Raw genomic sequence first — 24,881 nt, 5'->3', positions numbered from 1 at the left:
GGACGCGCGGGGATCAGACCCCGCCCACCAGCAGGCCCAGGTTGTTGTCACCCGCCACCAGGTCGGCCAGCGCCCGCGGGGTGCCGGGCAGCCCATCGGTGCCGGTTACGGCGCAGGCCAGCCCGGCCGCCGGGTCGGTATTGGCGCGGTCGAAGGGGCAGGAAAGCTCTACCAGCAGGAACGCCACTTGCGGCGCCACCTCGAATTCCGCCAGCGCATCGGTCAGGATGTCGTCAGGCAATACGAGGCTGTCGCCCGGCGCGATCGGGTTGGCGATCGTGAACGTGACGAGGGCCGCCCAGACAATCGACGCGCTGTTTTCCCAATCGGCCGAACCAGGACCGATGGCCAGTCCCACCCAGGCCCGCAATTTGATCCCGGTTGCCGGAAACTGCCCGCGATTGCCGATCTCGAAGGGCTCGGCCATGGTCCAGTCCATGTCCGCGCCAAAGTGCAGCGAGACCGGGCGATAGCTGCCGGGGCCGTAGCGCACCGGCCCGGCCTCGGTCGTTTCGCTCTCGGGACGGCGGTCGCGAATGTAGATATCCACCGGCGGCGCAAGGCCGGGGCCATGCTGGATCTGCGTGGGGTCGCCCGGGAACATCCCCTGCGCCTCGAACGCCCAGCGCACCACCTTGTGCGCCACCCCGCCCTGCCAGGGCACCGGGGTCGGCGCCGGTTGCGGGGCCGAGCCCTCCGGTTGGTGTGGCACCGGGATCAGTTCGCCATCCCCGCCAGCGAGGGACCAGATCTGCGATTGGGTCATGGTCAGGCTGACATCCTCCATGCCCAGTTCCAGCGCCTCGGCCCGCGACGGCGACTGCGCCAGCCCGGCAATGGCGCGGATCAGCAGGAACAGGGTCACCGCCGCCGCCCGCCGCCGCACGAGGTGATCGGGGTCGCCCGCCGCGTTCAGCGTGTCGCCACCCAGCGCGCGATACAGCCGGAACACGGTCGTGGACAGGATCTGTTCGCTCAGATAGCCCTTGGTCACCCCGCAGCGACCGGGCACTTGTTCGATCACCGCCCGGTTCAGGTAGCCATACCAGCCCCAGCCCTGCAGCGGCGAACGGTCATGGCGGCGCGGTGCGAACACGAAGGGATAGGTAAAAAAGCGCATGTCCGCGTTCACCCCGCGGCGCGGGTCGGCCAGCCGCGAGGTGGGATCATGGGCCACCGCCGCCAGCGCGTCGCCGGGGCTGTGCGCGAAATCGAACTCCAGCTGCCCGATCCGCGCCGCCAGCAGGTAATGCCCCGCCTCGTGCAGCATCCAGCGCCCGGAGGCGGCGATCCCCAGCGGCTGCGCCCATTGTTTGCCCGGCGACCCGGCCGGCCGCGCCCGGCGCGCCAGGTCGGCCAGCGCCAGGTTCAGGTTGATGAACGGCAGTTCGTCGGCCGTCGTGCAGTCATAGGCCACCTGGGCGTTCACCGTGTTGCCGCTGCCCCCCGGCCCCGGCGTGATCCCGGCGCGGTAGAACACCTGCAGTTCCTGCTGCGCCCGCACCACATAGGTTGACGGCGGCAGGCCGAATTCCGCCATCAGGTCGAAGAACGCGCGCGCGTTGTAGAACGCGCTGATCGCCGAGAAATCGTCGCGCCGCGGCTGCGGGTTCCCTGTGCCGTCGAGATCCACGACCTTCGTGGCGTTCCCGTCGGTATCCGTATGCACGAGACGGGGGCATTGCCGCACCCGGAACCCGGTATCCTTCAGTATCGCGTTCACATGGCCCGAGATGCGGCGGTATTCGCGAAACTCGTCCAGCACCGGATCGGGTGCCGCCGGGCGGCGTCGGCTGAACCTGTAGCGCGCGCCGGCCTTCTTGACGAACGGGCTGTCCGCGGGGGTGCGCACGAATACCTTGGCCTCACCCACCGCGTGCGACACCAGCGGGCAATGCCGGATGTGACGGGCCGTGAAATCGTCGCCCTCGGCGGTGAAATCCAGCCGTGTTTCCAGTCTCAGGCTCGGCGGGTTGATCCCCACCGCGCCGCGCGCCCTGCCAATCGTCGTGACAGTGAAAGGTTCCCCGATCAGCCCGGCCGTATCGGCAAAGTGGATCTCGTCTGTGCTCAGGGTGCCGGGCTCGACCGGTGCGGTCGCCTCGATCCGGGCCCGGCCGTAACCGTCTTTCAATGCGCCAAGCATCCGTCCGAGGGTATCGAACAGAACGGTGCGTTCCGACACGCTGATCCCGGCCGCGATCTCGGACAGGCTGATTGTGCCGGGCTGCGGCAGTTCGGCGGTCAGCGAGCGGATGGTGACCCTGAACCCGCCGCGATCGCGCGGCGACACCTGCATCGGCACCCGCAATCCCACATTGGGCGACAGCAGGACGCCCAACGGGGTTTCCGCCGCCACCATCACCACCGTTGCCGGCAATTCGTGATCGGATTCCCGCGACAGGTTCCACGATGCCAGCGGTGGCGGCAATCCGGGTGAGGTCTCACCCACCGCGGGCCAGACCGGCAACCAGTTCAGAATGTCACCAGCCGCCAGCGCCGCCGCCCATCCCGCCGGAAGGTTCAGCGGCATCCCGGCTGATGCCATGAAGGTCGTCAGCCTGTGCAGGTAACGCGACGCCGCCAGGGCCAGCTTGTCATTGGGATCGTCGCCCACCGGATACTCGGCCACATAGGGCGCGGTCCAATGCGCCACCAGCCGCGAATTGCGGCCCGATCCGGGATACTGGTCTTCGACGCGCAGCCAGTGCGGCGCGGTGGCGGGATCGTCATAGGGCGGAAGCGGCCAGTCAGGGTCGTCATCGGACATCGAGACATCCTTTCGAAACGGGCGATGCAAACGGCATGGCAACAGGCATTGAAATCAATGCCCCGATCCTACACGAAAATGCCGATTCCCGACAGGTCGGCTCAGAACGCCAGCCCGGCGAACACCAGCGCCAGCCCGGCCAGCCCCGCCGCCAGCCGCGCGGGCAGCGCGCGAAACCCGATCAGCCCATAGCTGATCAGCGTCAGCCCCGCACCGATCCGCACCGCCGCGAACAGGGCGGCAACGGGCATCTCGGCCAGTTGCAGCAGCTCCGGGTTTGCGACCATGCCCAGCGGGATCACATAGAGCCCGACCCCCAGCGCCATCGCGCTGGTCGCGACCCTGATCCAGTTCTCGCCGATCATGCCCGCGGCGATGAACACCGCGCCGCAGACCGGCGGCGTGATCGTGGACAGAAGCGCGAACCAGAACACGAACAGATGCGCCTGCAACGGCTCCAGCCCCTGGCTGATCAGCGCAGGCCCGGCAACCGATACGCAGATCACATAGGCCGCGGTCGTGGGCACCTCCATGCCCAGCACAAGGCAGGCCAGCGCGGTCAGCAGCAGCGACGCCCAGAGCATCCCGCCGGATCCGGACAGGATCAGCGAGGTGATCTTGACCCCCAGCCCGGTCACCGCCAGCACGCCGATCACGATCGACGCGCAGAAGATGATCGCCGCGATCATCGACACCTGCCGCGCGGCGGTCAGCAGCGCGGTCACCAGCCGGGCGGCGATCTCGGCCCGTGTCAGCCGCCCCTTGCGCCCCACGAACAGCAGCGCCGTGCCGGAAAGTATCGCCATGCAGGCCGAATACTGCGCGGTGTAACCCGCCCCGAACATGCCCCAGAGCAGCACCGTGAAGGGGACCAGGAAAAAGGCCGAGGTGATCACGACATCACGCGCGCCGGGGCGATCTTCGGGGGCGATGCCGCGCAGTTCGACGCGGCGGGCCTGGGCATTGATGCCCATCCAGACCGCGAGGAAATAGAGCAACGCGGGCAGGATCGCGGCGGCGACGATCCCGGTATAGGGAACCCCGGTCAGTTCGACCATGACAAAGGCCCCGGCTCCCATCAGCGGCGGCATGATCTGCCCGCCCGACGAGGCCACCGCCTCGACCGCCGCCGCCAGCCGTTTCGGATAGCCCAGCCGGGTCATCGCCGGCAGGGTGATCGCCCCGGTCGAGGCGACATTGGCCGAGGCCGACCCCGAGATCGACCCGAACAGCGCCGACGAGATCACCGACACCTTGGCCGCGCCGCCGGTCAGCCGCCCCGCCGCTGCCGCGGCCACGTTCATGAACCCCTGCCCCGCCTCGCCCGCGTTCAGCACCGCGCCGAAGATGACGAAGATCGCCACCACGCCCACGGATACGGCGGTCAGGCTGCCCCAGATGCCGCCTTCGGCGATGGTCATGGTGCCCAGGAAACTCGCCAGCGGCGTGCCGGAATGGCCGAACTCACCGGGTATGTGCTGCCCCCATATGGCATAGGCCAGCGCCGCCACCGCGACCAGCGGCAACGGCCAGCCGATCGCGCGCCGGGCGGCTTCGATCACCACCGCCAGCAGGGTGACGGCCACGGCGAACTGGAACCCGCCCTCGAGAAACCCGTACTGGTCGCCCAGCCGGTCGTGGTTCAACGCCACCCAGATCGCCGCCGCCATGCCCAGCGCCGCCAGAACCGCCCCCGACGCCCGCACCGCCGGCGAGCCGGCCGGCAAGACCAGCACGAAGGGCAGGACAAAGGCCAGGTGCAGCGGCCGGCTGACCAGGTTCGGCACCAGCCCCCAGAAGATCAGCCCGAGGTGATAGAGAACCAGCGCGGCGGCCAGGACGATCCAGGCCGCCCGCACCGGGCCGCGCGCCGCAACCGTATCCGTCATGTGGCCCGGATTACTTCTGCCCGTCGGTCAGGGTGAACCCGGCCTCTTCGTAATAGCGGACGGCGCCGGGATGCAGCTTGCCCGAAATATTGGCCATCAGCGCCTCGTCCACACCGTTCCACCACGGCGCGGCCTCGGCCATCGCCGCCCGGCCTTCCCAGAAGGTCCTGGTCAGCGCATAGGCGGTGTCGTCATCCATCCTGGTGGTGGCAAAGGCGACCACCGGCAACGAGGTGGTCTGGATGTCGGTCTCCTGCCCCGCATAGGTGCCCGCCGGGATCACCAGCAGCGCCCGCTTGGTCATCTCGATCTGTTCATCTGTCAGCGACAGCACCGTGACCCCGGTCGAGGCGGCGGCCTCGATCACGTTCGGCGCGGGCCAGGACCCGGCGGTGACGAAGCCGTCGATCTGGCCGTTCTTCATCGCCGGGACCGCCCCCGACAGTTCCACATCCGCGATCTGCACCTTGTCCATCAGCCCGAACAGGTCGAGATATTTCTCGCCTTCGCGCGCGCCGAACGACCCCTTGCCCAGCAGGATCGTCTTGCCGTCCAGGTCGTCGATCGAGGCCACGCCGGAGTCTTTCGACATCACGAAATGCATGGTCAGCGACGGGATCGGGAACAGGGCGCGGATCTCGTCAAAGGCCGGATCCCCCTTGCCCTCGAACATCGCCTTGCCCTGCTGGGCCAGCCCGACCAGCGCCGGCGGCGTGGTGAACACATAGTCGCCGCCACGGGCGCGCACCTCCATCACGTTCTGCACCGAGCCCTGGCTTTCCTCGACCGTGACGATGATGTCTCCATCCGAGCCCGCCTTCATCGCCTCGGCGATCTGCACGCCCATCTGGTAATAGGACGAGGTCGATTTCGCCGACTTGTAGGTGACGCGCGTTTCCGCCGCGAGCGGTCCGGCCGCCAGCCCCAGCGCCATCGCTGCTGTGAATGTCGCACAGATGAAATGTCGCATTGTTACTCCTCCGCGAATCCGTAACTGCATGGGCTACATGGGTGGCAGATCGGCCCCCGCAAGAAAAGGAACAATTCCCCGCAACAGCGCGGCTGGCAGCCTGCAGGAGGCGCCGGTAGCGCTGGCAACTCGCCAATGAGTTGTGATAAGGGGACGCCGACGATGAAACATCGGACGACGAAGCCGGAACCGCCTGATTTCAGGGCGATTCGCAGCCACAAGGATTGAAGGGTCCACATGATCAGCCAAGAACAAGAAAACGTGGCGCGTGGGTCGCTGCTGCTCAGGACGATGCCCGAGGCGATCGCACGGGAACTGCTGCAGGCCTCCTCGACGCGCAGCTTTGAACGCGGTCAGACGATCTTCATGCAGGGGGAACCGGCCCGGTGCATCCATGTCGTGCTGGACGGCTGGATGAAACTGTTCCGGATCGCCCCCAACGGCAACGAGGCGGTGGTGCATGTCGGCGCGGCCGGCAGCAGCTTTGGCGAAGCCGTGGCAATCCGCGACCAGGATTACCCGGTTTCGGGCGAGGCGGTCACGGATTGCACGCTGCTGCAGATCCCGGCGCGGGCGTTCACCTCGCTGATGATGAACCGCCCCGAGATCTGCATTTCTGTCATGGCGGCGGCGTTCCAGCACCTGCATGACCTCATCGGCCAGCTGGAGCAGATGAAGGCCAAGACCGGCGCCCAGCGCGTGGCCGAGTTCCTGCTGAAACTCGCGCCCTGCGACCAGGGCAGCTGTGTCGTCACCCTGCCCTATGACAAGATCCTGATCGCCGGGCGGCTGGGCATGAAGCCCGAAAGCCTGTCGCGGGCGTTTTCCAAGCTGCGGTCGGTCGGCGTGCGGATCACCAAGAACCACGCCGCCATCGACGATATCGAAAGACTGCAGTATTATTCCGACGAAGACCCGGCAATGGCCTGGAACAAGGCGCTATGACCCGGTTTGAACGGGTGATCGCGACGATCGACGCGGCCAACGCCGCCGATCCTGACCGGTCCGAGGGCACACCGGCCGCGCTGCTCTACGGGCAGCGCATGACCGCCGAGCTCGAACGGCTGTTTCCCGATGCGTCCGAACCGCTGCGGATCGCCGCGCGGGGCCAGCACATCGAACGCTGGGTGCTGAAACGCGCCGACTATCCCGAAGGCCGTGCCGGGTATCTCGGCTGGCGCAGCGACCTGGCCCGGCACCATGCCGAACGGGTTGGCGCCCTGATGGCCGATGCCGGGTATGACGCCGCCGACATCGAGGCCGCGCAGCGCATGTTGCGCAAGGAGGGGATCAAACGCGACCCCCGGGTTCAGGCGCTCGAGGACGTGATCTGCTTTGTCTTTCTGAAATGGTATTTCGCGCCGTTCTCGCAGACCCAGGACCCCGCGAAACTGGACCGCATCGTCGCCAAGACCGCGCGCAAGATGTCAGCCGACGCACGCGGGCGGGTGCTGGCCGAGTTCGACCTGCCGGAGCAGCTCGCCGCCGCGTTCAGAGCGTGATCGCGATCAGATAGAGCACCAGCAGCACCACGCAGAAAACACCCAGCGCGATGCCGAAGCCGCGCGCCCAGAACGGCGCGGCGGCCAACCCCAGATAGCGGGCAAGGATGACCCGCGCCTTGGCCCAGGCCAGTATCAGGATGGCCGCGCCCGCCGCCGGCTGCCATGCGGGCGGGATCGCGCTGACCGCCAGGGCGGTGGACCCGAGGCTGAGCGCGATCAGCGTCGCCCAGGCGCGTATGAGATCGGACATTGTCATCGCAGCAGGTAGATCACCGGGAACAGCAGCACCCAGATCAGGTCGACCATGTGCCAGAAGGCGCTGCCCACCTCGATATTGCGCGCGTTCGCCTTCCACGCCACCAGCAGCAGGATCAGCACGCCCGCGACCACATGGGCCGCGTGAAACCCCGTCAGCAGATAGTAGAAGGTGTAGAACGGATGGGTATCCCAGGCGATGCCCCGTTCGGCCTTGTCGGCGTATTCGGCCCCCTTGATGACCAGGAACAGCACCCCCAGCGCCGCCGCCGCGACCAGGGCTGCACGGGCGCGGAGCAATTGCCCGCCGGCCAGCAGCGGCCCGGCGATGGCGGCGAGAAACCCGCTGGTGACCAGGACCACGGTGTTGATCCCCGCCCCGGTGCGATGCAGCGCGTCCTGCGCCGCGGCAAACCCGGCGGGATCGGTCAGCCGGACAGCCATGAAGGCCGCCAGCCCGGCACCGAAGACCAGCAATTCGCTGACGATGAGCACCCACATCATCAGGTCACCGGGCAGTTCGTCCAGCGCCCCGGGTTCGGTCATGTCGCTCATGCGCCCACCAGTTCCCGATAGATCTGCGGCAACGCCTCGGTCAGCCGGTCCGGATGCGGGATCACATGGAAGCCGCCGCGCCCGAACAGCCGGGGAAACCAGCTTTTCGCGCGGCGGTCGACGGTGACGCCGAACACCGAATGGCCCGCGCGGCGCGCCTCGCGCACCGCCATGGCGGTATCCTCGATACCGTGGCGGCCTTCGTAGTGGTCCAGATCGTTGGGTTTGCCGTCGGTGATCACCAGCAGGAGCCGGCGTTTCTTCGACTGTTCCGCCAGCCCGGCCGAGGCATGGCGCACCGCCGCGCCGAGCCGGGTGTAGAACCCCGGTCGCAATCCGCCGATCCGGTCCTCGACCGCCGCGCTCATCGGTTCGCCGAACCCCTTGCATTGCTGGATATAGACGCGATCGCGTTTCAGCGACGAAAAGGCGTGGATGGCGAAATCGTCGCCGCAGGCGTCCAGCCCCCAGCCCAGCGCCGCCAGTGCCTCGCGCTCGATATCTATCACCGCGCGGCCGTCGACCGCGCTTTCGGTCGAGCGGCTGACATCCAGCAGGATCGACACCGCGAGGTCGCGTGCCTGCGGCACCGCCTGCCGCCAGATCCGGTTCGATCCCTGCCCGTTGGCGCGGATATCGGCCTGCGCGCGGACCACCGCCTCCATGTCCAGCTCGTCGCCGTCGAGACTGGCGGGAACGAACACGCGGCCCGGCCGCAGCGCCTCGAACTGGCGCTTGACCTGCCGGATGCGCCGCTGCGCGCGCGGGTCGGCGCGGAACGAAGGCACCTCGTCGCCCGGCTCGGCGGCCGAATAGAGCACCCGGACGTGATCGGGCAGATAGACCCCGGCGCGGGCGTCCCATTCGGGATAGGTGGATTTGCCGGCCAGCCGTTCGCGGTCCACGTCCTCGGGCGCGAGGTCGAGATGCAGCTTCAGCCGCGTGGCCGGCGCCTTGGAAATCTGGCCCAGCCCGATCTCGTCCTGGTCGTCGGCGGCCTTCTTGGCATTGTCGGGGTCGTCGTCATCGACCCGGCGGTTCAGGTTCAGGAACTCGGCCCAGCTCAGGATCGCCTCGAACTTGTGCAGGATCAGGCTGTCGGCGCGTTCGGCCTGGTCGGCCTGCCGCCGCCGGGCGCGGTGGGTCTTGTCGCTGCTTTCCTCGGGGGTGCCCTCGGTGTCGCGGCTTTCCACCGTATCGGCGGCGGAAAAGGTCATCTCGCGCAGGTCCGGCCAGAGCGGCACCGGCTGGAACGGCTGATAGCCGCGCGGAGCCCGCGCCGCGCCGGGATCGGCGGCCAGCGACCGCGCCAGCGCGGGCAGCGGCGCGGGATCGCCCAGCGCCTGGGCGACCAGCGCCTCGATCGCCGCCTCGTATCGCGGCAGGCCCGCGCTCCGGCGGCGCCCGTGCAGGCAGGCGGCACAGAGCGTGTCATGCAGCCCGCGCAGACCCGGAGCCGCCGCCAGCGTGGTCTCGGTCATCGCGCGGGCGGCGACGATCGCGGCCAGATCGGCCTGCAACAGATCATCGGCCGGAGGCGGTGACGCGGGCGCATGGGCCGCCGCCGCGGCGAGCCACAGATAGAGCGCGCCATTGGCCCCGCGGGTGGGAAACACCGCCAGCCGTTCGGGCAGGCGCAGGCATTCACCGTCGAAACTGGCACGCGGGACGATCTCGGCCTCGGTGCCCAGCCGGCGCAGGAAACTCAGCCGGTGGCGGCTGAGTTCAGGCGACACGGCGCGCAGTTCGACCGACGGCGCGCCGCCCAGGCCGCGGAAGAACACCGCCAGCCGGCCCGACAGTTCGGACAGGTCGACGCCGGCATCCTCATATTGCGCGGGCGCGTCCAGCCGGCTGGCAAAGGCATGCCACAGCTTGCCGACGGTTTCCTCCGGCTCCCACGGTTCGATGTCGAGATCGCGCACCGCCATGGATCACCCGTAGACAGCCGTCACCAGGTCGAGCAGCCCGCGTTTGACTTCGGCATCATCCGTGAGCGGCTCGATCATCGCCGCCTCGATGGCGCGTTCGACACCCATGCCCTGCGCGATCAGCGTGGCGGCATAGACCACCAGCCGGGTCGAAACGCCTTCCTCGAGGTCCTGGCCCTTGAGCGCACGCAGCTTGCCCGCCAGCCGGACCAGCGATTTGACCTTGTCCGCGTCCAGCCCGCTTTCGCGCGCCACCACGGCAATCTCGGCCTCGGGCGCGGGGAAATCGAATTCCATCGCCACGAACCGCTGCCGCGTCGACGGTTTCAGCGTCTTGAGGATGTTCTGGTAACCGGGGTTGTAGGAGGCCACGAGCATGAAGCCGGGCGCGGCTTCGAGTTCCTCGCCGGTGCGGTCGATCGGCAGGATGCGCCGGTCGTCGGTCAGCGGGTGCAGCACCACGGTCACGTCCTTGCGGGCCTCGACCACCTCGTCGAGATAGCAGATCGCGCCTTCGCGCACCGCCCGCGTTAGCGGCCCGTCCACCCACACGGTTTCGCCGCCCTTGAGCAGGTAGCGCCCGATCAGGTCGGCCGCCGACAGGTCGTCATGGCAGGCCACGGTATAGAGCGGCCGGCCCAGCCGTGCCGCCATATGGGCGACGAACCGGGTCTTGCCGCAGCCCGTCGGCCCCTTGAGCAGGACCGGCAGGTTGTTGGCACTCGCCGCCTCGAACAGGGCACATTCGTCCCCCTGTTCGAGATAGAAGGGGGCGTCCGCCGCCCCCTCCGTCAGGTTCGCATAAGCGTTCATTCCGGTCACTCCGCCGCTACATGGTCAGGGTCGTTTTCGAGCCGTTCACGTTCGAGACGACCCGGCCGCACCACTTCCTTGCGCGGCACGAAGATCGCGTAGAGGAACAGCAGCACACCCAGCAGGACCACCAGCCCGGCACCGAAGCGCATCCAGTAGAACACCGCGATGCTGTCCTGCACGTCCATGTAGTAGTCGCCCACCACGCGCTGCATATGCGTCTGCACGGTCCCGGCGAAGGTCAGCGTGAAGGTCATGAACACCATGCCACCCGCCATCAGCCAGAACGACGCCATGTTCAGCACCTGGTTGTAGGGATCGCGGTGCTTCAGGATCGGCATCGCGTAGGAGAACACCGCCAGGTTCAGGCAGACATAGGCGCCGAAGAAAGCCAGGTGCCCGTGCGCGGCGGTGATCTGGGTGCCGTGGGTGTAGTAGTTCACCCCGTGCAGCGTGTGCAGGAAGCCCCAGATCCCGGCGCCGAAGAAGGCCAGCACGGCACAGCCGAGGCTCCACAGCAGCGCGGCCTTGTTGGGATGGTCCCGGCGGCCCTTCCAGACCATGACGAAGGCAAAGCTCATCATCGCGAAGAAGGGGATCACCTCGAGCGACGAGAAGATCGAGCCGATCCACTGCCAGTATCCCGGCGCGCCGATCCAGTAATAGTGGTGCCCGGTGCCGAGGATGCCCGAGAACAGCGCCGCAGCGACGATGACATAGAGCCATTTCTCGACGATCTCGCGGTCCACGCCGGTCAGCTTCAGCATCAGGTAGGCCAGGATCGACGCCATGATCAGTTCCCACACGCCTTCGACCCACAGGTGGATCACATACCACCAGTACAGCTTGTCGAGGCTGAGGTTGGCCGGGTTGTAGAAGGCGAACAGGAACAGCAGCGCCAGCCCCCACAGGCCCAGCAACAGGATGTTGCTGATCGCGGTCTTGCGGCCCTTCAGCACCGTCATCGAGACGTTGTAGAGGAAAATCAGCGCCGCAACGACGATCCCTGCCTTGACCCATTTGGGCTGTTCCAGGAACTCGCGGCCTTCCTTGCCCAGCAGCCAGTGGCCTTCGAACAGGTTGAACACATAGGTGAGCACCACGCCCAGCGTGCCGACCACCAGGATGATCAGCTGCAGATAGGCCAGCGTCGGCGAATGGATCTCGCGTTCGGCCTCTTCCGGGATCAGGAAATAGGCCGCCCCGAAGAAGCCCAGCAGCAGCCAGACGACCAGGCTGTTGGTGTGCAACATGCGGATGATGTTGAACGGCAACAACTCGGACAGCGTGTTCGGCATCACATAGACGAAGCCGGCCAGCAACCCGCCAAGGATCTGGATCGCGAACAGCCCCAGCGCAACGGCGAAATAGGCATAGGCGATCTTTTGTGATTCGTATTTCATCGGTTCTCTACCTTCCTCAGCCCGCGTCGTTGGGCGGCCAGCCCTGGGCGTCGATTGTATTGGTCCAGAGCAGGAAATCGCTCAGGGCGCGGTATTCCTCGTCGGACAGGTCGAACAGGGGCATCTGCCGGCGGCCCTCGATGCCGGTGGGCATTGCCTGCATCCATGCCTTGAGCGTTTCGAACGCCGCATCGGGATCGTCCTCGACCCCCCAGCGCGCCATCACGTTCATCAGTTCCGGCGCGAAATAGGCGCCTTCACCCATGATCGAGTGGCAGTTGATGCAAGCATGCCGTTCCCAGACATGCTTGCCCTTGATTACGCTTTCGGTCAGCCCCTCGGCATCGGTCGAGGTGGTCACCATGTAGCGGTGCGAATGGGCGGTCAGGCCCACGAATATGATGATGAAGAACAGGGACCCGCCGAAAAAGATGTTCCGGGCCATGCTCTTGGTCATGACTTCGCGCATTGCGCTCTCCTTTTGCGCTGCGTGTGTGATGTGATTTCGCTACGCCCCGTGGGGGGCAGTCGCCTTAACTAAAGTCAAGATCGGCGTTTTTCGCCCGCCATCAGCGGGTTGCGCCGGGTGGCCGGGCATCAGGCGGCGGCCCCCTGTTCGCGCGGCGGGCGCGGGGTGCAGATGATCGGCCCCAGCGCGGTCAGAAACAAGGTGAATCCCGCGATCCACAGCGCGCCGGCGCCCAGCATCAACGGGAAATACAGATCACCCGCCAGTTCCGATCCCAGCCAGCGAATCAACGCCGCCGCCGCGACCAGCGCATAGGCGACCGCGACCGGGCGCGGCGCCACCAGCGCGCGCCCGGAATGACCGAGGATCGCGCGGCTCATCACCGCCAGCGTCATGCCACCGACCGCGCCGATGCCCAGAATGTGCAGCGCGCCGACCTCGCTGCCATATCCCAGCGCCGCCAGCCCCCATGTCACCAGCCCCGCGCCCAGGAACGCGATACCCAGGTGCAGCGACCAGAGAATCGGCTGGTTCCAGGTCCAGCGCCCGGCCCAGGTGGCGAGGCGGGCGAATTGCAGCAGGCCCGCGATCACCGCGACCGCGCCGGTCAGTGCCGCTGGCGCCTGCGCCAGCAGCAGCACCGGCACGGCGGCGACCAGCAGCACGGCGGGGCGTTCGACGGCCGGGTGGCTGACGGGCCAGCGGGCCTCGTCCACGCCCGCGCGTTTCATCGCGTTGCGGGTAAAGGCCGGGGTGACGCGTCCGCCCAGCACCGCGATCATCGCGCACAGGCCGAACAGCCCCGCGCGCATGCCCGTCGCCAGCGTATCCCCGGTCAGGCCGGTCCATTCCAGATGGACCAGCAGGTTGCCGACCCAGATCAGGGTGATGAAGGCCAGGAACACCATGTTCTGCGGCTTGGGCCGGCGCACCAGCTGCAGCGCGATCTTGAACGCCAGCAGCGGCAGGAACGCCAGGTCCGCAACCGCCACCAGGACCGGCGGCAGGTAGCCGGCGAACCAGACCGCGATCCGCCCCGCCAGCCACAGCCCGGTGGCCAGCGCGATGAACCGCTGCGGCGCGGACCGGGCGCCGGTCCAGTTCGGCACCGCGGTCAACAGGAACCCGCCCAGCGCCGCGGTCGCATAGCCAAAGATCATCTCATGCCCGTGCCACAGATGCGGCGGCACCCCGAAGGGCAGGCCGGTCACCAGGCCGCCGGACGCGTGAATGCCCAGGTAGAGTTCCCAGACCAGCAGCGAAAACACCGCATACAGGCCCGCCGCGCCGAAAAAGGCGCGAAAGCCTTCGGAAAACACCGTTTTCATGACCGACATCCTCATGTCTTTGCCGGGGCGGGGGCCTTGCGCTGCCGCCGCTTCAGCACCGGGCAGGTGCCCGGATCGTTCATCACCACCTGGCAGCGCAGGCACAGGACGCATTCGTTCGGGTTGATCCGCCCGATCGGGTCGATCGCGCCGACGGTGCATTTGGTTTCGCACAACCGGCATTCGCGGCCGCATTGCGGGCGGCGGTGCAGCCAGTCAAAGACCTTGAGCTTGGCGGGTATCGCCAGCGCGGCCCCCAGCGGGCACAGGTAGCGGCAATAGAACCGCTCGATGAACAGCCCCGCCGCCAGCAGCGCCAGCACGAACAGCACAAAGGGCCAGGCCCGGATCATCCGCATGGAAATCGCGGTCTTGAACGGTTCGGCCTCGGCCAGTTTCAGCGCCAGTTCCATCGAATAGAACGACAGCGCCAGGATCGCCACGAACAGCGTGTACTTGATCATCCACAGCCGTTCATGCACCGCGTGCGGCACCGCAATCTGCGGCACGCCCAGCCGCCGCGCGGCGGCGTTGGACAGCTCCTGCAGGGCGCCGAAGGGGCAAAGCCAGCCGCAGAACACGCCGCGCCCCCAGAACAGCAGCCCCAGCGCCACGCCCGCCCAGAGGGTGAAGATCACCGGTTCGATCAGGAAGGTTTCCCAGCGGAACCCGGTCAGCAGCGATTGCAGGAATGCCACCACCTGGACCACCGACAGCTGGCCGTTCAGCCCCCAGCCCAGCCAGACCAGCGTGATCGTCAGAAACCCGAGCCGCAGCCGCATCCACAGCGCCGGATGGCGGACCAGCTGCTCCTGGAACAGCAGGATCAGCGTCAGCAGCCCCATCATCGCCAGCACGCTCAGCACCAGTGGCCATTTGCGTTCCCAGGTCTGCTGCCACAGCGGCGCGGCCTCGGGCGGCGGCGGCAGGATATAGGTTTCGGGCAGCGCGTAGGGAACCGGCAGGACAAAGCTCACGTCGCCGCCATCCGACGCCGGGCGCGATGCAGTCAGTTCGAGCGTGAACGGCCGCGCCGCGTCGAACCCGTCGGCGGGGATGCGGAACAGGCTGCGCTCCTTCAGGTCGGGCGCCAGCGCGATGGCCAGCTCGTCGACGCGCACATAGCCCTCGTCGGTCAGCGCGATGCGGTTGCCGTCCTGCACCAGCGTCAGCCGGTCGAACACGCCGGACCGCCGCCAGCCGGTGCCGCGGTGGGAATAGAGACCGCGCGACCCGACGAACAACACCACCTCGCCCGGCCCCAGCGTTCCGACCGCGCGGCTGAACTGCTGCTGGCCCAGGATGTTGCGCCCGATGGTGGGCGGGTCGATCAGGGCCAGCCACAGCTCGACGAACGGGCCGTCGCCGTCGGGGATCGGCGTCTTGGCGCCGTCCAGCCGCGCGCCGGCATCGCTCATCGACATCCGCGCATGGGCCAGCGCCCCCTCGGCCTCGAGTTCGGCCCAGGTGCGCGGCTCGAAACCGATTCGGTCGATCCCGCCGCCGGGCAGCAGACCCCGGCCGATGGCCAGCGTGCGCGCCGTGCGCAGGATCGAATCGCGAATCACGCCGGTCGACACCGTGGCCCGCGAGATGATGTCGGGCATGTCCGGGCCGTCGCCGCCATCGCCGGCCATCAGGTCGACCCCGGCAAAACCGCCGACGAACCGGGCGATATCCTCGTCGGACAGGCCAAGCGTCAGGATCGGCTCATTGTGCCGCATCAGCCGCGCGCCCGCGATCCGGCCCGAGGGATCAACCGCCACCAGCACGTCCAGCGGCCGGCCGGAATATCCCACGGAACGGGCGATTTCCCAGGTCGAACCGATATAGCCCGCGGCCTCGCCGTCGGCCCACACGGTCCAGCCCGGCGCCGCGCCCTCTTCGCGGGTCAGTTGCAGCGGCGGTTGCAGCCCGAACAGCCCGGCCGCGATTTCGGCCGTGGGCACGCTCGGCGCGATTTCGACGCTGAAATCGGACGGCAGTTGGTCGGCCGTGGCGGGCTGGAAGGCAAGACAGGCGGTCACCGCCCATAGGAACAAGGCGATACAGCCTGAAACCGGGTTTGTGGCGCGCGAGATCATGCTGCGTTCTTGCGCGGCGGACGATCCGAAAGCCTTGATTGAAGTCAAGGTGCGGCCGCGCGAAATGATTCAGGTTCCCCCTGCCTCACCAGCGAACGGAGTATTCCTGATGAATCCCACGAAAGCCAAACGACGCACAGCGCTTCTTGCAAGCGCCGCTGTCGCCTTGGGTCTTGCCGTCGGCCCCGTTTGGGCGCAGGACAGCACGGCCGAACAGGCGGAAAACAGCGACATCAAGGAACATGCCACCACACCGGGTGATATGTATGTGCCTTCGATGACGACCTTGGGTGAAATCCGGGTCGAGATACCGGGCCGCAAGCCCGGTGATCCGGTGATGACGCCCGCCGAGTTCCAGAAGGCCACGACGCTCTATTTCGAACGTTGTGCCGGCTGTCACGGCGTGTTGCGCAAGGGCGCGACCGGCAAGGCGCTGACACCCGACATCACCCGGGAACGCGGGTTCGAGTATCTTCGGGATTTCATCACCTTCGGTTCGCCGGCCGGCATGCCCAACTGGGGCACCTCGGGCGACCTGTCCGAGGAAGAAGTGGACATGATGGCACGCTATGTGCTGCTCGAGCCGCCCGCGCCGCCGGAATTCGGCATGAACGAGATGCGCGCCAGCTGGAAGGTGCATGTCGCGCCGGAAAACCGGCCCACCGAGAAGATGAACGACTGGGACATCGACAACCTGTTCTCGGTCACGCTGCGCGACGCGGGTGAAATCGCCCTGATCGACGGCTCGACCTACGAGATCAAGACGGTGATCCAGACCGGCTATGCGGTGCATATCAGCCGGATCTCGGCATCGGGCCGCTACCTGTTCGTGATCGGGCGCGACGCCAAGATCAACATGATCGACCTGTGGATGGAAAACCCGGACACGGTGGCCGAAATCAAGATCGGCGCCGAAGCGCGTTCGGTCGAGACCAGCAAATACGAAGGCTATGAGGACAAATATGCGATCGCCGGCGCCTACTGGCCGCCGCAATTCGTCATCATGGACGGCGACACGCTGGAGCCGCTGCGGATCAAGTCCACCCGCGGCATGACCTATGACGAACAGACCTATCACCCGGAACCGCGCGTGGCCGCGATCCTGGGGTCGCACTACAAGCCCGAGTTCCTGGTCAACGTCAAGGAAACCGGCAAGATCATGATGGTGGATTATTCAGACATCGAGGCCCTGAAGATCACCGAGATCAACGCCGAACGGTTCCTGCATGACGGCGGGCTGGACCTCAGCAAACGGTACTTCCTGACCGCGGCCAACGCCCGCGGCAAGGTCGCCGTGGTCGACACCAAGGAAAGCAAGCTGATCGCGGTCGTCGAAACCGATGGCGAGACGCCGCATCCGGGCCGGGGTGCCAATATCAACCACCCGACCTACGGGCCGGTCTGGGCCACGTCCCACCTGGGCGACGACACCGTCGCGCTGATCGGGACCGACCCCGAAGGCCACCCGGAGAACGCCTGGAAGATGGTGCACCAGCTCTACGCGCTGGGCGGCGGGTCGCTGTTCGTCAAGACCCACCCGGAATCCGAGCATCTCTATGTCGATGCGACGCTGAACCCGGATGCCGAAACCTCTGGTTCGGTCGCCGTGTTCAAGGTCGCAGACCTGGCGCAGGAGGAACCGGAATACACCGTTCTGCCGATCGTGGAATGGGCCGGGATCGCCGAAGGCCAGCCCCGCGTGGTGCAGGGTGAATTCAACCGCGAAGGCAACGAGATCTGGTTCTCGGTCTGGAACAGCGCCGACCTTGAATCGGCCATCGTGGTGGTGGATGACAAGACGCTCGAACTCAAGCATGTGATCAAGGACGAACGCCTTGTCACGCCGACGGGCAAGTTCAACGTCTACAACACCCGGACCGACACCTACTGAGGCCATGCCTCGCCCCGGGGGCCGGCCTGTCCGGCCCCCGGTTCACCCCGACACGACACGCCAGGCAGCCAGGGAGCCACCCGCATGTCCACCAATGGCAAGGTTTATCTGATCGGCGCCGGACCCGGCGACGCGGAGCTTCTGACGCTGCGCGCGCTGAGGATGCTGAAGGAAGCGGACGCGGTGGTCTATGACCGGCTTGTCTCGCCCGAGATACTCGACCTTGCCCCGGCGACCGCGCAGATGATCCCGGTGGGCAAGGCCCCGAACTGCCACACGGTCCCGCAGGACCGGATCAACGAAATTCTCGCCGAACTGGCCGCGCAGGGGCTGACCGTCGCGCGACTGAAGGGCGGCGACCCGCTCATCTTCGGGCGCGGCTCGGAAGAGGCCGCTTATCTGACCGAACGCGGTCTCGCGGTGGACTATGCCCCCGGCATCACCGCCGCGCAGGGCACCGCCGCCGCCACCGGCGTGCCGCTGACCCATCGCGGCCTGGCGACCGGCGTGCGCTATGTGACCGGCCATCGCGCGGCCGACCAGCGCCTCGACCTGGACTGGAAGAGCCTCGCCTGCCCCGACACCACGCTGGTGGTCTATATGGGCGCGGCCAACATCGCCGAGATCGCGCTGCGCCTGATGGGCGAAGGCATGCCCGCCGCGCTGCCGGTGATGGCCATTTCCGCGGCAACCACGCCGCGCGAGCAACGGCTGGTCTCGCGGCTGGACCAGATCGGCGTCGACATCAGCGCGATGCCGATGCGCGCGCCGGTCCTGTTCGTGATCGGCCATGTCGTTTCGCTCTATCGCGACGACACCGCCAGGCCCCTGCCGCGGGTGCTGACCGAACCGACGGTGATGGCCGGTGAATAGGATCCTGATCGGCCTCCCGTTGCTGGCAGCCGGCGCCGTCGCGGCGGCCGGCATCGCCGCGACGGAAAAACCGGACGCGGCCGCGCTCGAGCAGCTGGTGCTGCAGGATTGCGGGTCGTGCCACGGGCTGTCGCTGAAAGGCGGGCTGGGCCCCGACATCCGCCCGGACGCGCTGGCGCATTACGATGCCGACACGCTGGCCACCGTCATCCTCGACGGCATCCCCGGCACCCCGATGCCGCCCTGGCGACCGCTGTTGTCCGAGGCCGAGGCCGCCTGGATCGTCGAATATCTGCTGACCGGAGATACCGAATGAAACAGCTCATCCTTGCGGTGACGCTCGCGCTCGCCGCCCCGGCGACGGCGCAGCCCACCGGCGACCTGGGCCTGATCGTGGAACGTGCCAGCGGGTCGCTGCTGGTGGTGGACCAGTCCGACCGCGCCGCGCTGGGCCGGATCGAGGGGCTGGGCGACCTGTCGCATGCCTCGCTGGTCTATTCGCCCGACGAACGCTTTGCCTATGTCTTTGGCCGCGATGGCGGGCTGACCAAGGTGGACATCCTGGAACAGGCCGTGGTCAACCGGGTGATGCAGGCGGGCAATTCCATCGGCGGGGCGATTTCCGACGATGGCCGCCTGGTCGCGGTCTCGAACTACGAACCTGGCGGGGTGCGGATCTTCGACGCCGACACGCTGGACATGGTCGCCGATATTCCCACCGGATCGAAAACCATCGGGCTGGTGGACATTCCCGGCCGCCGTTTCGTGTTCACCCTGTGGGACGAGGGTGAAACCTGGATTGCGGACCTGTCGGGCGGAACCCCCGAAATCACCCGGATCGAGGGCATCGGGGACCGCCCCTATGACGCGCTGGTGACGGCGGACGGACGGACCTATATCGCCGGGCTGTTCGGTGCCGACCACCTGACCGCGCTGGATCTGTGGCAGGACGCGCCGCAGCCGCGCCCGATCCTGCCGGGCTATGCGGCGGGCCGCGAGGACCTGCCGGTCTACAAGATGCCGCATCTCGAAGGCTGGGCGCTGGCGGGGCAGGATTTCGTGCTGCCGGCGGTCGGCCAGCACGAGGTGCTCTGGGTCGATGCCCGCAGCCTCGAAGAAACCGGGCGCACCGCGACCCACGGCCAGCCGGTCTTTGCCATGGCGCGGCCGGACGGGCGGCAGGTCTGGGTGAACTTCGCCCATCCCGACAACGACACGATCCAGGTCATCGACAGCGTGACCAAGCAGGTCGTGCACCAGTTTGCGCCCGGTCCCGGCGTGCTGCACATGGAGTTCACCCCGCGCGGTCACGAGGTCTGGTTGTCGGTGCGCGATGCCGGCAAGGTCATGGTCTACGACACGCAGAGCTTCGAGAAGCTGCGCGAGATCGACGCCGAAAGCCCCTCGGGCATCTTCTTTACCGCGCGCGCGCACCGGACGGGGTTGTAATCCGATGGAAGGCGTAAGCGATCCGATCGACCAGGCGCTGCTGAACGACTGGCAACGCGGCTTTCCGGTCGAATCCCGGCCCTTTGCCAGCCTGGCCCATGCGCTGGGGGTCGGCGAGGCCGACGTGATCGCCCGGCTGGAGCATCACCGGCAGACCGGGCGCATCACCCGCGTCGGCGCCACCTGCGCGCCCAACACCGTGTCGGCCAGCACGCTGGCGGCGGTGGCCGCACCCGACCACCGGATCGGCGAGATCGCCGAGGTGATCGGCGCGCAGCCCGGGGTCAATCACAACTACCAGCGCGAACATGACTGGAACCTCTGGTTCGTGGCCACCGGCCCCGACCGCGCCCATGTCAACGCGACGCTGGCGCGGATCAGGGCGCTGACCGGGCTGCGCGTGCTGGACCTGCCGCTGGTGCGCCCGTTCAACGTCGATCTCGGTTTTACCCTGAAGGGGCAGATCGGCGGCGCGGCGCCGAAACCGCCGGTGGACATCGCCGCGTTCCGGCCCGACGACCGGCCGCTGCTGCAGGCGCTGACACGCGGGCTGCCGCTGCTGCCCCGCCCCTTTGCCGAACTGGCCGGCCAGCTGGGCATGACCGAGACGCAGGTGCTGGACCGTGTGCGCGCGCTGGTCGCGGCCGGGATCGTCTCGCGGCTGGGCGTGATCGTGCGCCACCGGGCGCTGGGATGGCGGTCGAACGCGATGGTGGTCTGGGACATGGACCACGACACGATCACCGCCGCCGGCCCGCTGCTGGCTGCGCAGCCGGGTATCACCCTGTGCTATGAACGCGCGCCTGTTCCCGGTGTCTGGACCTACCGGCTCTATTCGATGATCCACGCCCGCAGCCGCAAGGACGCGATGTCGGTCCTGACGCGGGTCTGCACCCTGCCCGAGTTTCGCGACGTCCGGCACCAGGCGTTGTTTTCGCTGCATTGCTTCAAGCAAACCGGCGCGATGGTGGCTGCCTGCGCGCCCGAGGCCAAGAGGATCGCATGACCCCCGACGACACCGACCGGCGCATCCTGAACCACCTGCAAGAGGGGTTTCCCATCGCGACCGACCCGTTTGCCGTGGCCGCCGCCGAACTGGGGCTCGAGGAATCCGACCTGATCGCCCGGCTGCAGGCCATGCGCGACGCGCGGATCATCACCCGGTTCGGCCCGTTCTTCGATGCCGCGGCGCTGGGGGGCGATTTCTGCCTCTGCGCGATGGAGGTGCCCGAGGACCGGTTCGACGCGGTCGCCGGGATGGTCAACGCCCGGCCCGAGGTGGCGCATAACTACCGGCGCGACCACCGGCTGAACATGTGGTTCGTGCTGGCCACCGAGACGCCCGAGGAAATCGACCGCGTGGCAAGGGACCTTACCGGCCAGACCGGCTGCGAGGTGCTGTGCTTTCCCAAGCTGCGCGAGTTCTTCGTCCGGTTCCGGGTGGCGGCATGATCATCGACGCAACCGACCGCCGCATCATCGAGGCCACGCAGGCGGGGCTGCCGCTGGTCCCGCACCCCTATGCGCAGATCGCGCGCGACCTCGGCCTGAGCGAGACCGACCTGCACGACCGCCTGCGGGCGATGCAGGACAGCGGCATCATCCGCCGCATCGCGGTGGCGCCGAACCACTACAAGCTGGGCATGACCGCCAATGGCATGTCGGTCTGGGACGTGGCCGACGACCGCATCGCGGACCTGGGCCAGAAGGTCGGCAATCTCGATTTCGTCAGCCATTGCTACGAACGCCCGCGCGCCCTGCCCGGCTGGCCCTACAACCTGTTTGCAATGCTGCACGGGTCGAGCCGCGCCGAGGTCGAGACGCTGCGGGACCAGGTCGCCGGCCTGCTGGGCGATGCCTGCCGGGGGCACGACATTCTCTATTCGACGCAAATCCTGAAAAAGACGGGGCTGCGGCTCCGCCAGAACAAGGCCTGACCCCATGTTCCGCATGACCGAATACATGCACCAGCTGGCGCATCCCACCCCGGTCCGCACGCGCCGAGGATCGGGCGCGGTCAAACCGGTGGTGATCTGGAACCTGACCCGGCGCTGCAATCTGCGCTGCCGCCACTGCTACACGGTATCGGCGGATGTGCAGTTTCCCGGCGAACTGACCCATGAACAGGCGATGGCCAATGTCGAGGACATGGCCCGGTTCGGCATCTTCGCGCTGATCTTGTCGGGCGGCGAGCCGCTGGACCGGTTCGATTTCTTCGACATCGCCCGTGCCGCGCGGCCGCATACGCGGATGCTGGCGCTGTCGACAAACGGCACCAAGATCCACGGTGAAAACGCCGACCGGATCGGCGAGATCGGGTTCGACTATGTCGGCATCTCGATCGACGGGATCGGGGCGACCAATGACTGGTTCCGCGGCGTGGACGGCGCCTTTGACGAGGCCGTGCGCGGGGTGCGCGAATGCAAGCGGCGCGGCATCAAGGTGGGACTGCGGTTCACGCTGACCCGTGACAACGCGGCGCAACTGCCCGACCTGCTGAAGCTGTGCGACGACGAAGGTGTCGACAAGTTCTATCTCTCGCACCTGGTCTATGCGGGCCGGGGCGACAAGAACCGGGGCGAGGACGCGGTGCACGACCACACCCGCGCCGCGATGGACCTGCTGATCGACCGGGCCTGGGGCGATGTGCAGGCGGGGCATCCGCTGGAAATCGTGACCGGCAACAACGATGCCGATGCGGTCTACATGCTGCGCTGGGCCGAACGGCATTTCGACGCCGCGCGGGTGGCCAACCTGCGCGACCACCTCGAGGCCTGGGGCGGCAATTCCTCGGGCCTGGGCGTGGCCAATATCGACACCCAGGGCAATGTGCACCCGGATACCTACTGGTCCGACTACACCGTGGGCACCATCAAGGATACGCCGTTCTCGGATCTGTGGACCGGCGACGACCCGATGCTGGCGCAGCTGCGCCGCCGCCCGCGCCCGCTCAAGGGGCGCTGCGGGGCCTGCGCGTTCCAGTCCGTCTGCGGCGGCAACACCCGTATCCGGGCGCTGCAACTGACCGGCGACCCCTGGGCCGAGGACCCGGCCTGCTACCTGTCCAACGCCGAGATCGGCGTGAGCGGCGATGCCGACCGCCTGACCACCACTCCTTTCCGGGGCAAGAGACATGATCCGGCTCATCAGTTTTTCTAGCGCGCTGCTGTTGGCGGCGAGTGCCGCCATCGCCGATCCCGCCGCCATCTACCGCGACAACTGCGCCGACTGCCACGGGGCCGGCCGGCTGGGCGGCATCGGCCCGGCGCTGATCCCCGAGACGCTGAAACGGATGCGCGGCCCGAAGATCGAGGCGGTGATCGCCGACGGACGGCCCGCCACGCAGATGCCCGGCTTTGCCGATACGATGGACGAGGCGGCCATCACCGAACTCGCCGCCTGGCTGAAAACCCCGCTTGATGCGGTGCCCGACTGGGGGCCTGCGCAGATCGCGGAAACACTGACGCCCGATCCCGGCTATGTCGCCGCCGACGCCCCGGTATTCGACGCCGACCCGATGAACATCACGCTGGTGGTGGAAACCGGCGATCATCATGTCAGCGTGCTCGACGGCGACACGTTCGAGGTGCTGGACCGGTTCGAGACCCCCTTTGCCGTCCATGGCGGGCCCAAGTTTTCGCCCGACGGACGGTTCGTGTTCATCATGTCGCGCGACGGCTGGGTGCAGAAATACGATATCTGGTCGCTGCACCAGGTGGGCCGCGTGCGCGCCGGTCTCAACAGCCGCAACATCGCTATCAGCCGCGATGGCAAGCACCTGGCGGTCGCCAATTACCTGCCGATGGCGCTGACGCTGCTGTCCACCGCCGACCTGTCGGTGGAAAAGGTGATGCCGGTGATCTCCAAGACCGGCATGCACAGCCGGGTATCGGCGGTCTACCAGGCGCCGCAGCGCGACAGTTTCATCCTCGCGCTCAAGGACGCGCCCGAGATCTGGGAGGTCGCCACCGACCCCGACGCCGAGCCGGTCTATGAGGGGTTCGTCCATTCCCGCGAAAAGGACATGGTCGAGGCGATCCCGTCATCCGAGGGGCTGTTCGCGCGGCGGCGGATCGAGATTGCCGAACCGCTCGACGATTTCTTCTTTACCGACGATTACCGCCACCTGATCGGTGCCGCGCGCGACGGGGCGCGCGGTGTCGTGGTGAACCTGAACGTGGGCCGCGAAATCGCGGAACTGCCGCTGCCGGGGATGCCGCATCTGGGATCGGGCATCAGCTGGGAACTCGACGGGCGCCGGGTGATGGCCACGCCGCATCTGAAAGAGGGCAAGCTGTCGATCATCGACACCACCGACTGGACCGTGCTGAAAACGATCGACACGCAGGGGCCGGGGTTCTTTCTGCGCAGCCACGAAGACAGCCCCTATTTCTGGGCCGACGTGTTCTTTGGCCCGAACCGCGACCTGATGCATGTGATCGACAAGCAAAGCCTCGAAATCGTCCGCACCCTGCGCCCCGAACCCGGTGCGACCGTGGCGCATGTGGAGTTTACCCGCGACGGGCGCTATGCTCTGGTTTCGGTGTGGGAGGACGATGGCGCCGTGATCGTCTATGACGCCAACACGCTGGAAGAGGTTCGCAGGCTGCCGATGCGCAAGCCATCCGGGAAATACAATGTCTTCAACAAGATCACCTTTTCAGAAGGCACCAGCCACTGATCTGGCCACTGACCG

The 24,881-nt window shown here is 67.3% G+C and carries 22 protein-coding genes; 11 read left to right on the top strand and 11 right to left on the bottom strand.

The genetic code is table 11. The features are described from left to right. Window positions 1–13 precede the first annotated feature (13 nt). The 3 genes from C6Y53_RS13805 to C6Y53_RS13795 all read right to left on the bottom strand — a co-directional run bounded on the left by C6Y53_RS13805 (window position 14) and on the right by C6Y53_RS13795 (window position 5,629). On the bottom strand, window positions 14–2,770 hold the full coding sequence (locus C6Y53_RS13805; RefSeq protein ID WP_106472952.1) for a hypothetical protein: 2,757 nt from the start codon (window positions 2,768–2,770) through the stop codon (window positions 14–16). A 101-nt stretch (window positions 2,771–2,871) separates the two neighbouring features. Then, complete coding sequence (locus C6Y53_RS13800) at window positions 2,872–4,659, bottom strand: TRAP transporter permease (RefSeq protein ID WP_106472951.1); 1,788 nt, start codon at window positions 4,657–4,659, stop codon at window positions 2,872–2,874. 10 nt (window positions 4,660–4,669) lie between these two features. Beyond that, a complete protein-coding gene (locus tag C6Y53_RS13795; RefSeq protein WP_106472950.1) occupies window positions 4,670–5,629 on the bottom strand; it encodes a TAXI family TRAP transporter solute-binding subunit in 960 nt (319 codons plus the stop codon). A 237-nt stretch (window positions 5,630–5,866) separates the two neighbouring features. Here C6Y53_RS13795 and C6Y53_RS13790 point away from each other — a divergent pair, with 237 nt between their 5' ends. Together C6Y53_RS13790 and C6Y53_RS13785 are read left to right on the top strand one after the other, a co-directional pair. Then, window positions 5,867–6,574 carry a Crp/Fnr family transcriptional regulator gene (locus C6Y53_RS13790; RefSeq protein ID WP_106472949.1) on the top strand — a complete coding sequence of 236 codons (708 nt, stop codon included), beginning with the start codon at window positions 5,867–5,869 and terminating at the stop codon, window positions 6,572–6,574. Beyond that, on the top strand, window positions 6,571–7,131 hold the full coding sequence (locus C6Y53_RS13785) for a DUF4202 domain-containing protein (protein WP_106472948.1): 561 nt from the start codon (window positions 6,571–6,573) through the stop codon (window positions 7,129–7,131). The genes C6Y53_RS13790 and C6Y53_RS13785 overlap by 4 nt, the downstream gene beginning before the upstream one ends. Here C6Y53_RS13785 and C6Y53_RS13780 read toward each other — a convergent pair. The 8 genes from C6Y53_RS13780 to C6Y53_RS13745 form a co-directional block, all read right to left on the bottom strand. Continuing rightward, complete coding sequence (locus C6Y53_RS13780) at window positions 7,121–7,384, bottom strand: nitric oxide reductase F protein (RefSeq protein ID WP_244614841.1); 264 nt, start codon at window positions 7,382–7,384, stop codon at window positions 7,121–7,123. The genes C6Y53_RS13785 and C6Y53_RS13780 overlap by 11 nt on opposite strands. Window positions 7,385–7,386: 2 nt before the next feature. Then, window positions 7,387–7,944: a cytochrome c oxidase subunit 3 gene (locus tag C6Y53_RS13775; RefSeq protein ID WP_425300295.1), complete on the bottom strand. Its 558-nt coding sequence runs from the start codon at window positions 7,942–7,944 to the stop codon at window positions 7,387–7,389. Continuing rightward, a complete protein-coding gene (locus C6Y53_RS13770) occupies window positions 7,941–9,875 on the bottom strand; it encodes a nitric oxide reductase activation protein NorD (protein WP_106472946.1) in 1,935 nt (644 codons plus the stop codon). The genes C6Y53_RS13775 and C6Y53_RS13770 overlap by 4 nt, the downstream gene beginning before the upstream one ends. A gap of 3 nt (window positions 9,876–9,878) precedes the next feature. Next, window positions 9,879–10,688, bottom strand: a complete 810-nt coding sequence (locus C6Y53_RS13765) for a CbbQ/NirQ/NorQ/GpvN family protein (protein ID WP_106472945.1) — start codon at window positions 10,686–10,688, stop codon at window positions 9,879–9,881. A gap of 5 nt (window positions 10,689–10,693) precedes the next feature. Further along, window positions 10,694–12,091 (bottom strand): cbb3-type cytochrome c oxidase subunit I, encoded by a 1,398-nt coding sequence (locus C6Y53_RS13760; protein ID WP_106472944.1) that lies wholly within the window; start codon window positions 12,089–12,091, stop codon window positions 10,694–10,696. A gap of 16 nt (window positions 12,092–12,107) precedes the next feature. Then, a complete protein-coding gene (locus C6Y53_RS13755) occupies window positions 12,108–12,560 on the bottom strand; it encodes a c-type cytochrome (protein ID WP_106472943.1) in 453 nt (150 codons plus the stop codon). A 128-nt stretch (window positions 12,561–12,688) separates the two neighbouring features. Beyond that, window positions 12,689–13,888: an NnrS family protein gene (locus C6Y53_RS13750; RefSeq protein ID WP_342212765.1), complete on the bottom strand. Its 1,200-nt coding sequence runs from the start codon at window positions 13,886–13,888 to the stop codon at window positions 12,689–12,691. 11 nt (window positions 13,889–13,899) lie between these two features. Further along, window positions 13,900–15,972: a NosR/NirI family protein gene (locus C6Y53_RS13745; protein WP_106472941.1), complete on the bottom strand. Its 2,073-nt coding sequence runs from the start codon at window positions 15,970–15,972 to the stop codon at window positions 13,900–13,902. A 109-nt stretch (window positions 15,973–16,081) separates the two neighbouring features. Here C6Y53_RS13745 and C6Y53_RS13740 point away from each other — a divergent pair, with 109 nt between their 5' ends. From C6Y53_RS13740 to C6Y53_RS13700, 9 genes are all read left to right on the top strand, one after another. Next, window positions 16,082–17,863: a nitrite reductase gene (locus C6Y53_RS13740; RefSeq protein WP_106472940.1), complete on the top strand. Its 1,782-nt coding sequence runs from the start codon at window positions 16,082–16,084 to the stop codon at window positions 17,861–17,863. 84 nt (window positions 17,864–17,947) lie between these two features. Continuing rightward, window positions 17,948–18,736: a uroporphyrinogen-III C-methyltransferase gene (gene cobA, locus C6Y53_RS13735; protein ID WP_106472939.1), complete on the top strand. Its 789-nt coding sequence runs from the start codon at window positions 17,948–17,950 to the stop codon at window positions 18,734–18,736. Beyond that, a complete protein-coding gene (locus tag C6Y53_RS13730) occupies window positions 18,729–19,052 on the top strand; it encodes a c-type cytochrome (RefSeq protein ID WP_106472938.1) in 324 nt (107 codons plus the stop codon). The genes cobA and C6Y53_RS13730 overlap by 8 nt, the downstream gene beginning before the upstream one ends. Then, window positions 19,049–20,185, top strand: a complete 1,137-nt coding sequence (locus tag C6Y53_RS13725) for a cytochrome D1 domain-containing protein (protein ID WP_106472937.1) — start codon at window positions 19,049–19,051, stop codon at window positions 20,183–20,185. The genes C6Y53_RS13730 and C6Y53_RS13725 overlap by 4 nt, the downstream gene beginning before the upstream one ends. Window positions 20,186–20,189: 4 nt before the next feature. Beyond that, window positions 20,190–21,191 carry a siroheme decarboxylase subunit beta gene (gene ahbB / locus C6Y53_RS13720; RefSeq protein ID WP_106472936.1) on the top strand — a complete coding sequence of 334 codons (1,002 nt, stop codon included), beginning with the start codon at window positions 20,190–20,192 and terminating at the stop codon, window positions 21,189–21,191. Continuing rightward, the gene (locus tag C6Y53_RS13715; RefSeq protein ID WP_106472935.1) at window positions 21,188–21,637 is read left to right on the top strand and encodes an Lrp/AsnC family transcriptional regulator; all 450 of its coding nucleotides are present in this window, start codon (window positions 21,188–21,190) and stop codon (window positions 21,635–21,637) included. The genes ahbB (C6Y53_RS13720) and C6Y53_RS13715 overlap by 4 nt, the downstream gene beginning before the upstream one ends. After that, entirely contained in the window at window positions 21,634–22,122 is a 489-nt protein-coding gene (gene ahbB, locus C6Y53_RS13710; protein WP_106472934.1) for a siroheme decarboxylase subunit beta, read from the top strand. Before C6Y53_RS13715 ends, ahbB (C6Y53_RS13710) begins: the two co-directional genes overlap by 4 nt. 4 nt (window positions 22,123–22,126) lie before the next feature. After that, window positions 22,127–23,344, top strand: a complete 1,218-nt coding sequence (gene nirJ, locus C6Y53_RS13705) for a heme d1 biosynthesis radical SAM protein NirJ (protein ID WP_106472933.1) — start codon at window positions 22,127–22,129, stop codon at window positions 23,342–23,344. After that, window positions 23,319–24,866 (top strand): cytochrome D1 domain-containing protein, encoded by a 1,548-nt coding sequence (locus C6Y53_RS13700; protein WP_106472932.1) that lies wholly within the window; start codon window positions 23,319–23,321, stop codon window positions 24,864–24,866. The genes nirJ and C6Y53_RS13700 overlap by 26 nt, the downstream gene beginning before the upstream one ends. Window positions 24,867–24,881: the final 15 nt, after the last annotated feature.

Origin of the sequence: Pukyongiella litopenaei (genome assembly GCF_003008555.2) — a bacterium.
Lineage (GTDB): Bacteria > Pseudomonadota > Alphaproteobacteria > Rhodobacterales > Rhodobacteraceae > Pukyongiella > Pukyongiella litopenaei.
Note: the sequence above shows the minus strand (reverse complement) of the source record. Positions and strands in the feature narration are given on the sequence as shown.

What these genes read in the sequence shown, in the direction of transcription:
- C6Y53_RS13805 (WP_106472952.1), bottom strand. Translation starts at nt 2,770, where the DNA reads ATGTCCGATGACGACCCTGACTGGCCGCTTCCGCCCTATGACGATCCC.
- C6Y53_RS13800 (WP_106472951.1), bottom strand. Translation starts at nt 4,659, where the DNA reads ATGACGGATACGGTTGCGGCGCGCGGCCCGGTGCGGGCGGCCTGGATC.
- C6Y53_RS13795 (WP_106472950.1), bottom strand. Translation starts at nt 5,629, where the DNA reads ATGCGACATTTCATCTGTGCGACATTCACAGCAGCGATGGCGCTGGGG.
- C6Y53_RS13790 (WP_106472949.1), top strand. Translation starts at nt 5,867, where the DNA reads ATGATCAGCCAAGAACAAGAAAACGTGGCGCGTGGGTCGCTGCTGCTC.
- C6Y53_RS13785 (WP_106472948.1), top strand. Translation starts at nt 6,571, where the DNA reads ATGACCCGGTTTGAACGGGTGATCGCGACGATCGACGCGGCCAACGCC.
- C6Y53_RS13780 (WP_244614841.1), bottom strand. Translation starts at nt 7,384, where the DNA reads ATGTCCGATCTCATACGCGCCTGGGCGACGCTGATCGCGCTCAGCCTC.
- C6Y53_RS13775 (WP_425300295.1), bottom strand. Translation starts at nt 7,944, where the DNA reads ATGAGCGACATGACCGAACCCGGGGCGCTGGACGAACTGCCCGGTGAC.
- C6Y53_RS13770 (WP_106472946.1), bottom strand. Translation starts at nt 9,875, where the DNA reads ATGGCGGTGCGCGATCTCGACATCGAACCGTGGGAGCCGGAGGAAACC.
- C6Y53_RS13765 (WP_106472945.1), bottom strand. Translation starts at nt 10,688, where the DNA reads ATGAACGCTTATGCGAACCTGACGGAGGGGGCGGCGGACGCCCCCTTC.
- C6Y53_RS13760 (WP_106472944.1), bottom strand. Translation starts at nt 12,091, where the DNA reads ATGAAATACGAATCACAAAAGATCGCCTATGCCTATTTCGCCGTTGCG.
- C6Y53_RS13755 (WP_106472943.1), bottom strand. Translation starts at nt 12,560, where the DNA reads ATGCGCGAAGTCATGACCAAGAGCATGGCCCGGAACATCTTTTTCGGC.
- C6Y53_RS13750 (WP_342212765.1), bottom strand. Translation starts at nt 13,888, where the DNA reads ATGAAAACGGTGTTTTCCGAAGGCTTTCGCGCCTTTTTCGGCGCGGCG.
- C6Y53_RS13745 (WP_106472941.1), bottom strand. Translation starts at nt 15,972, where the DNA reads ATGATCTCGCGCGCCACAAACCCGGTTTCAGGCTGTATCGCCTTGTTC.
- C6Y53_RS13740 (WP_106472940.1), top strand. Translation starts at nt 16,082, where the DNA reads ATGAATCCCACGAAAGCCAAACGACGCACAGCGCTTCTTGCAAGCGCC.
- cobA (WP_106472939.1), top strand. Translation starts at nt 17,948, where the DNA reads ATGTCCACCAATGGCAAGGTTTATCTGATCGGCGCCGGACCCGGCGAC.
- C6Y53_RS13725 (WP_106472937.1), top strand. Translation starts at nt 19,049, where the DNA reads ATGAAACAGCTCATCCTTGCGGTGACGCTCGCGCTCGCCGCCCCGGCG.
- ahbB (WP_106472936.1), top strand. Translation starts at nt 20,190, where the DNA reads ATGGAAGGCGTAAGCGATCCGATCGACCAGGCGCTGCTGAACGACTGG.
- C6Y53_RS13715 (WP_106472935.1), top strand. Translation starts at nt 21,188, where the DNA reads ATGACCCCCGACGACACCGACCGGCGCATCCTGAACCACCTGCAAGAG.
- ahbB (WP_106472934.1), top strand. Translation starts at nt 21,634, where the DNA reads ATGATCATCGACGCAACCGACCGCCGCATCATCGAGGCCACGCAGGCG.
- nirJ (WP_106472933.1), top strand. Translation starts at nt 22,127, where the DNA reads ATGTTCCGCATGACCGAATACATGCACCAGCTGGCGCATCCCACCCCG.
- C6Y53_RS13700 (WP_106472932.1), top strand. Translation starts at nt 23,319, where the DNA reads ATGATCCGGCTCATCAGTTTTTCTAGCGCGCTGCTGTTGGCGGCGAGT.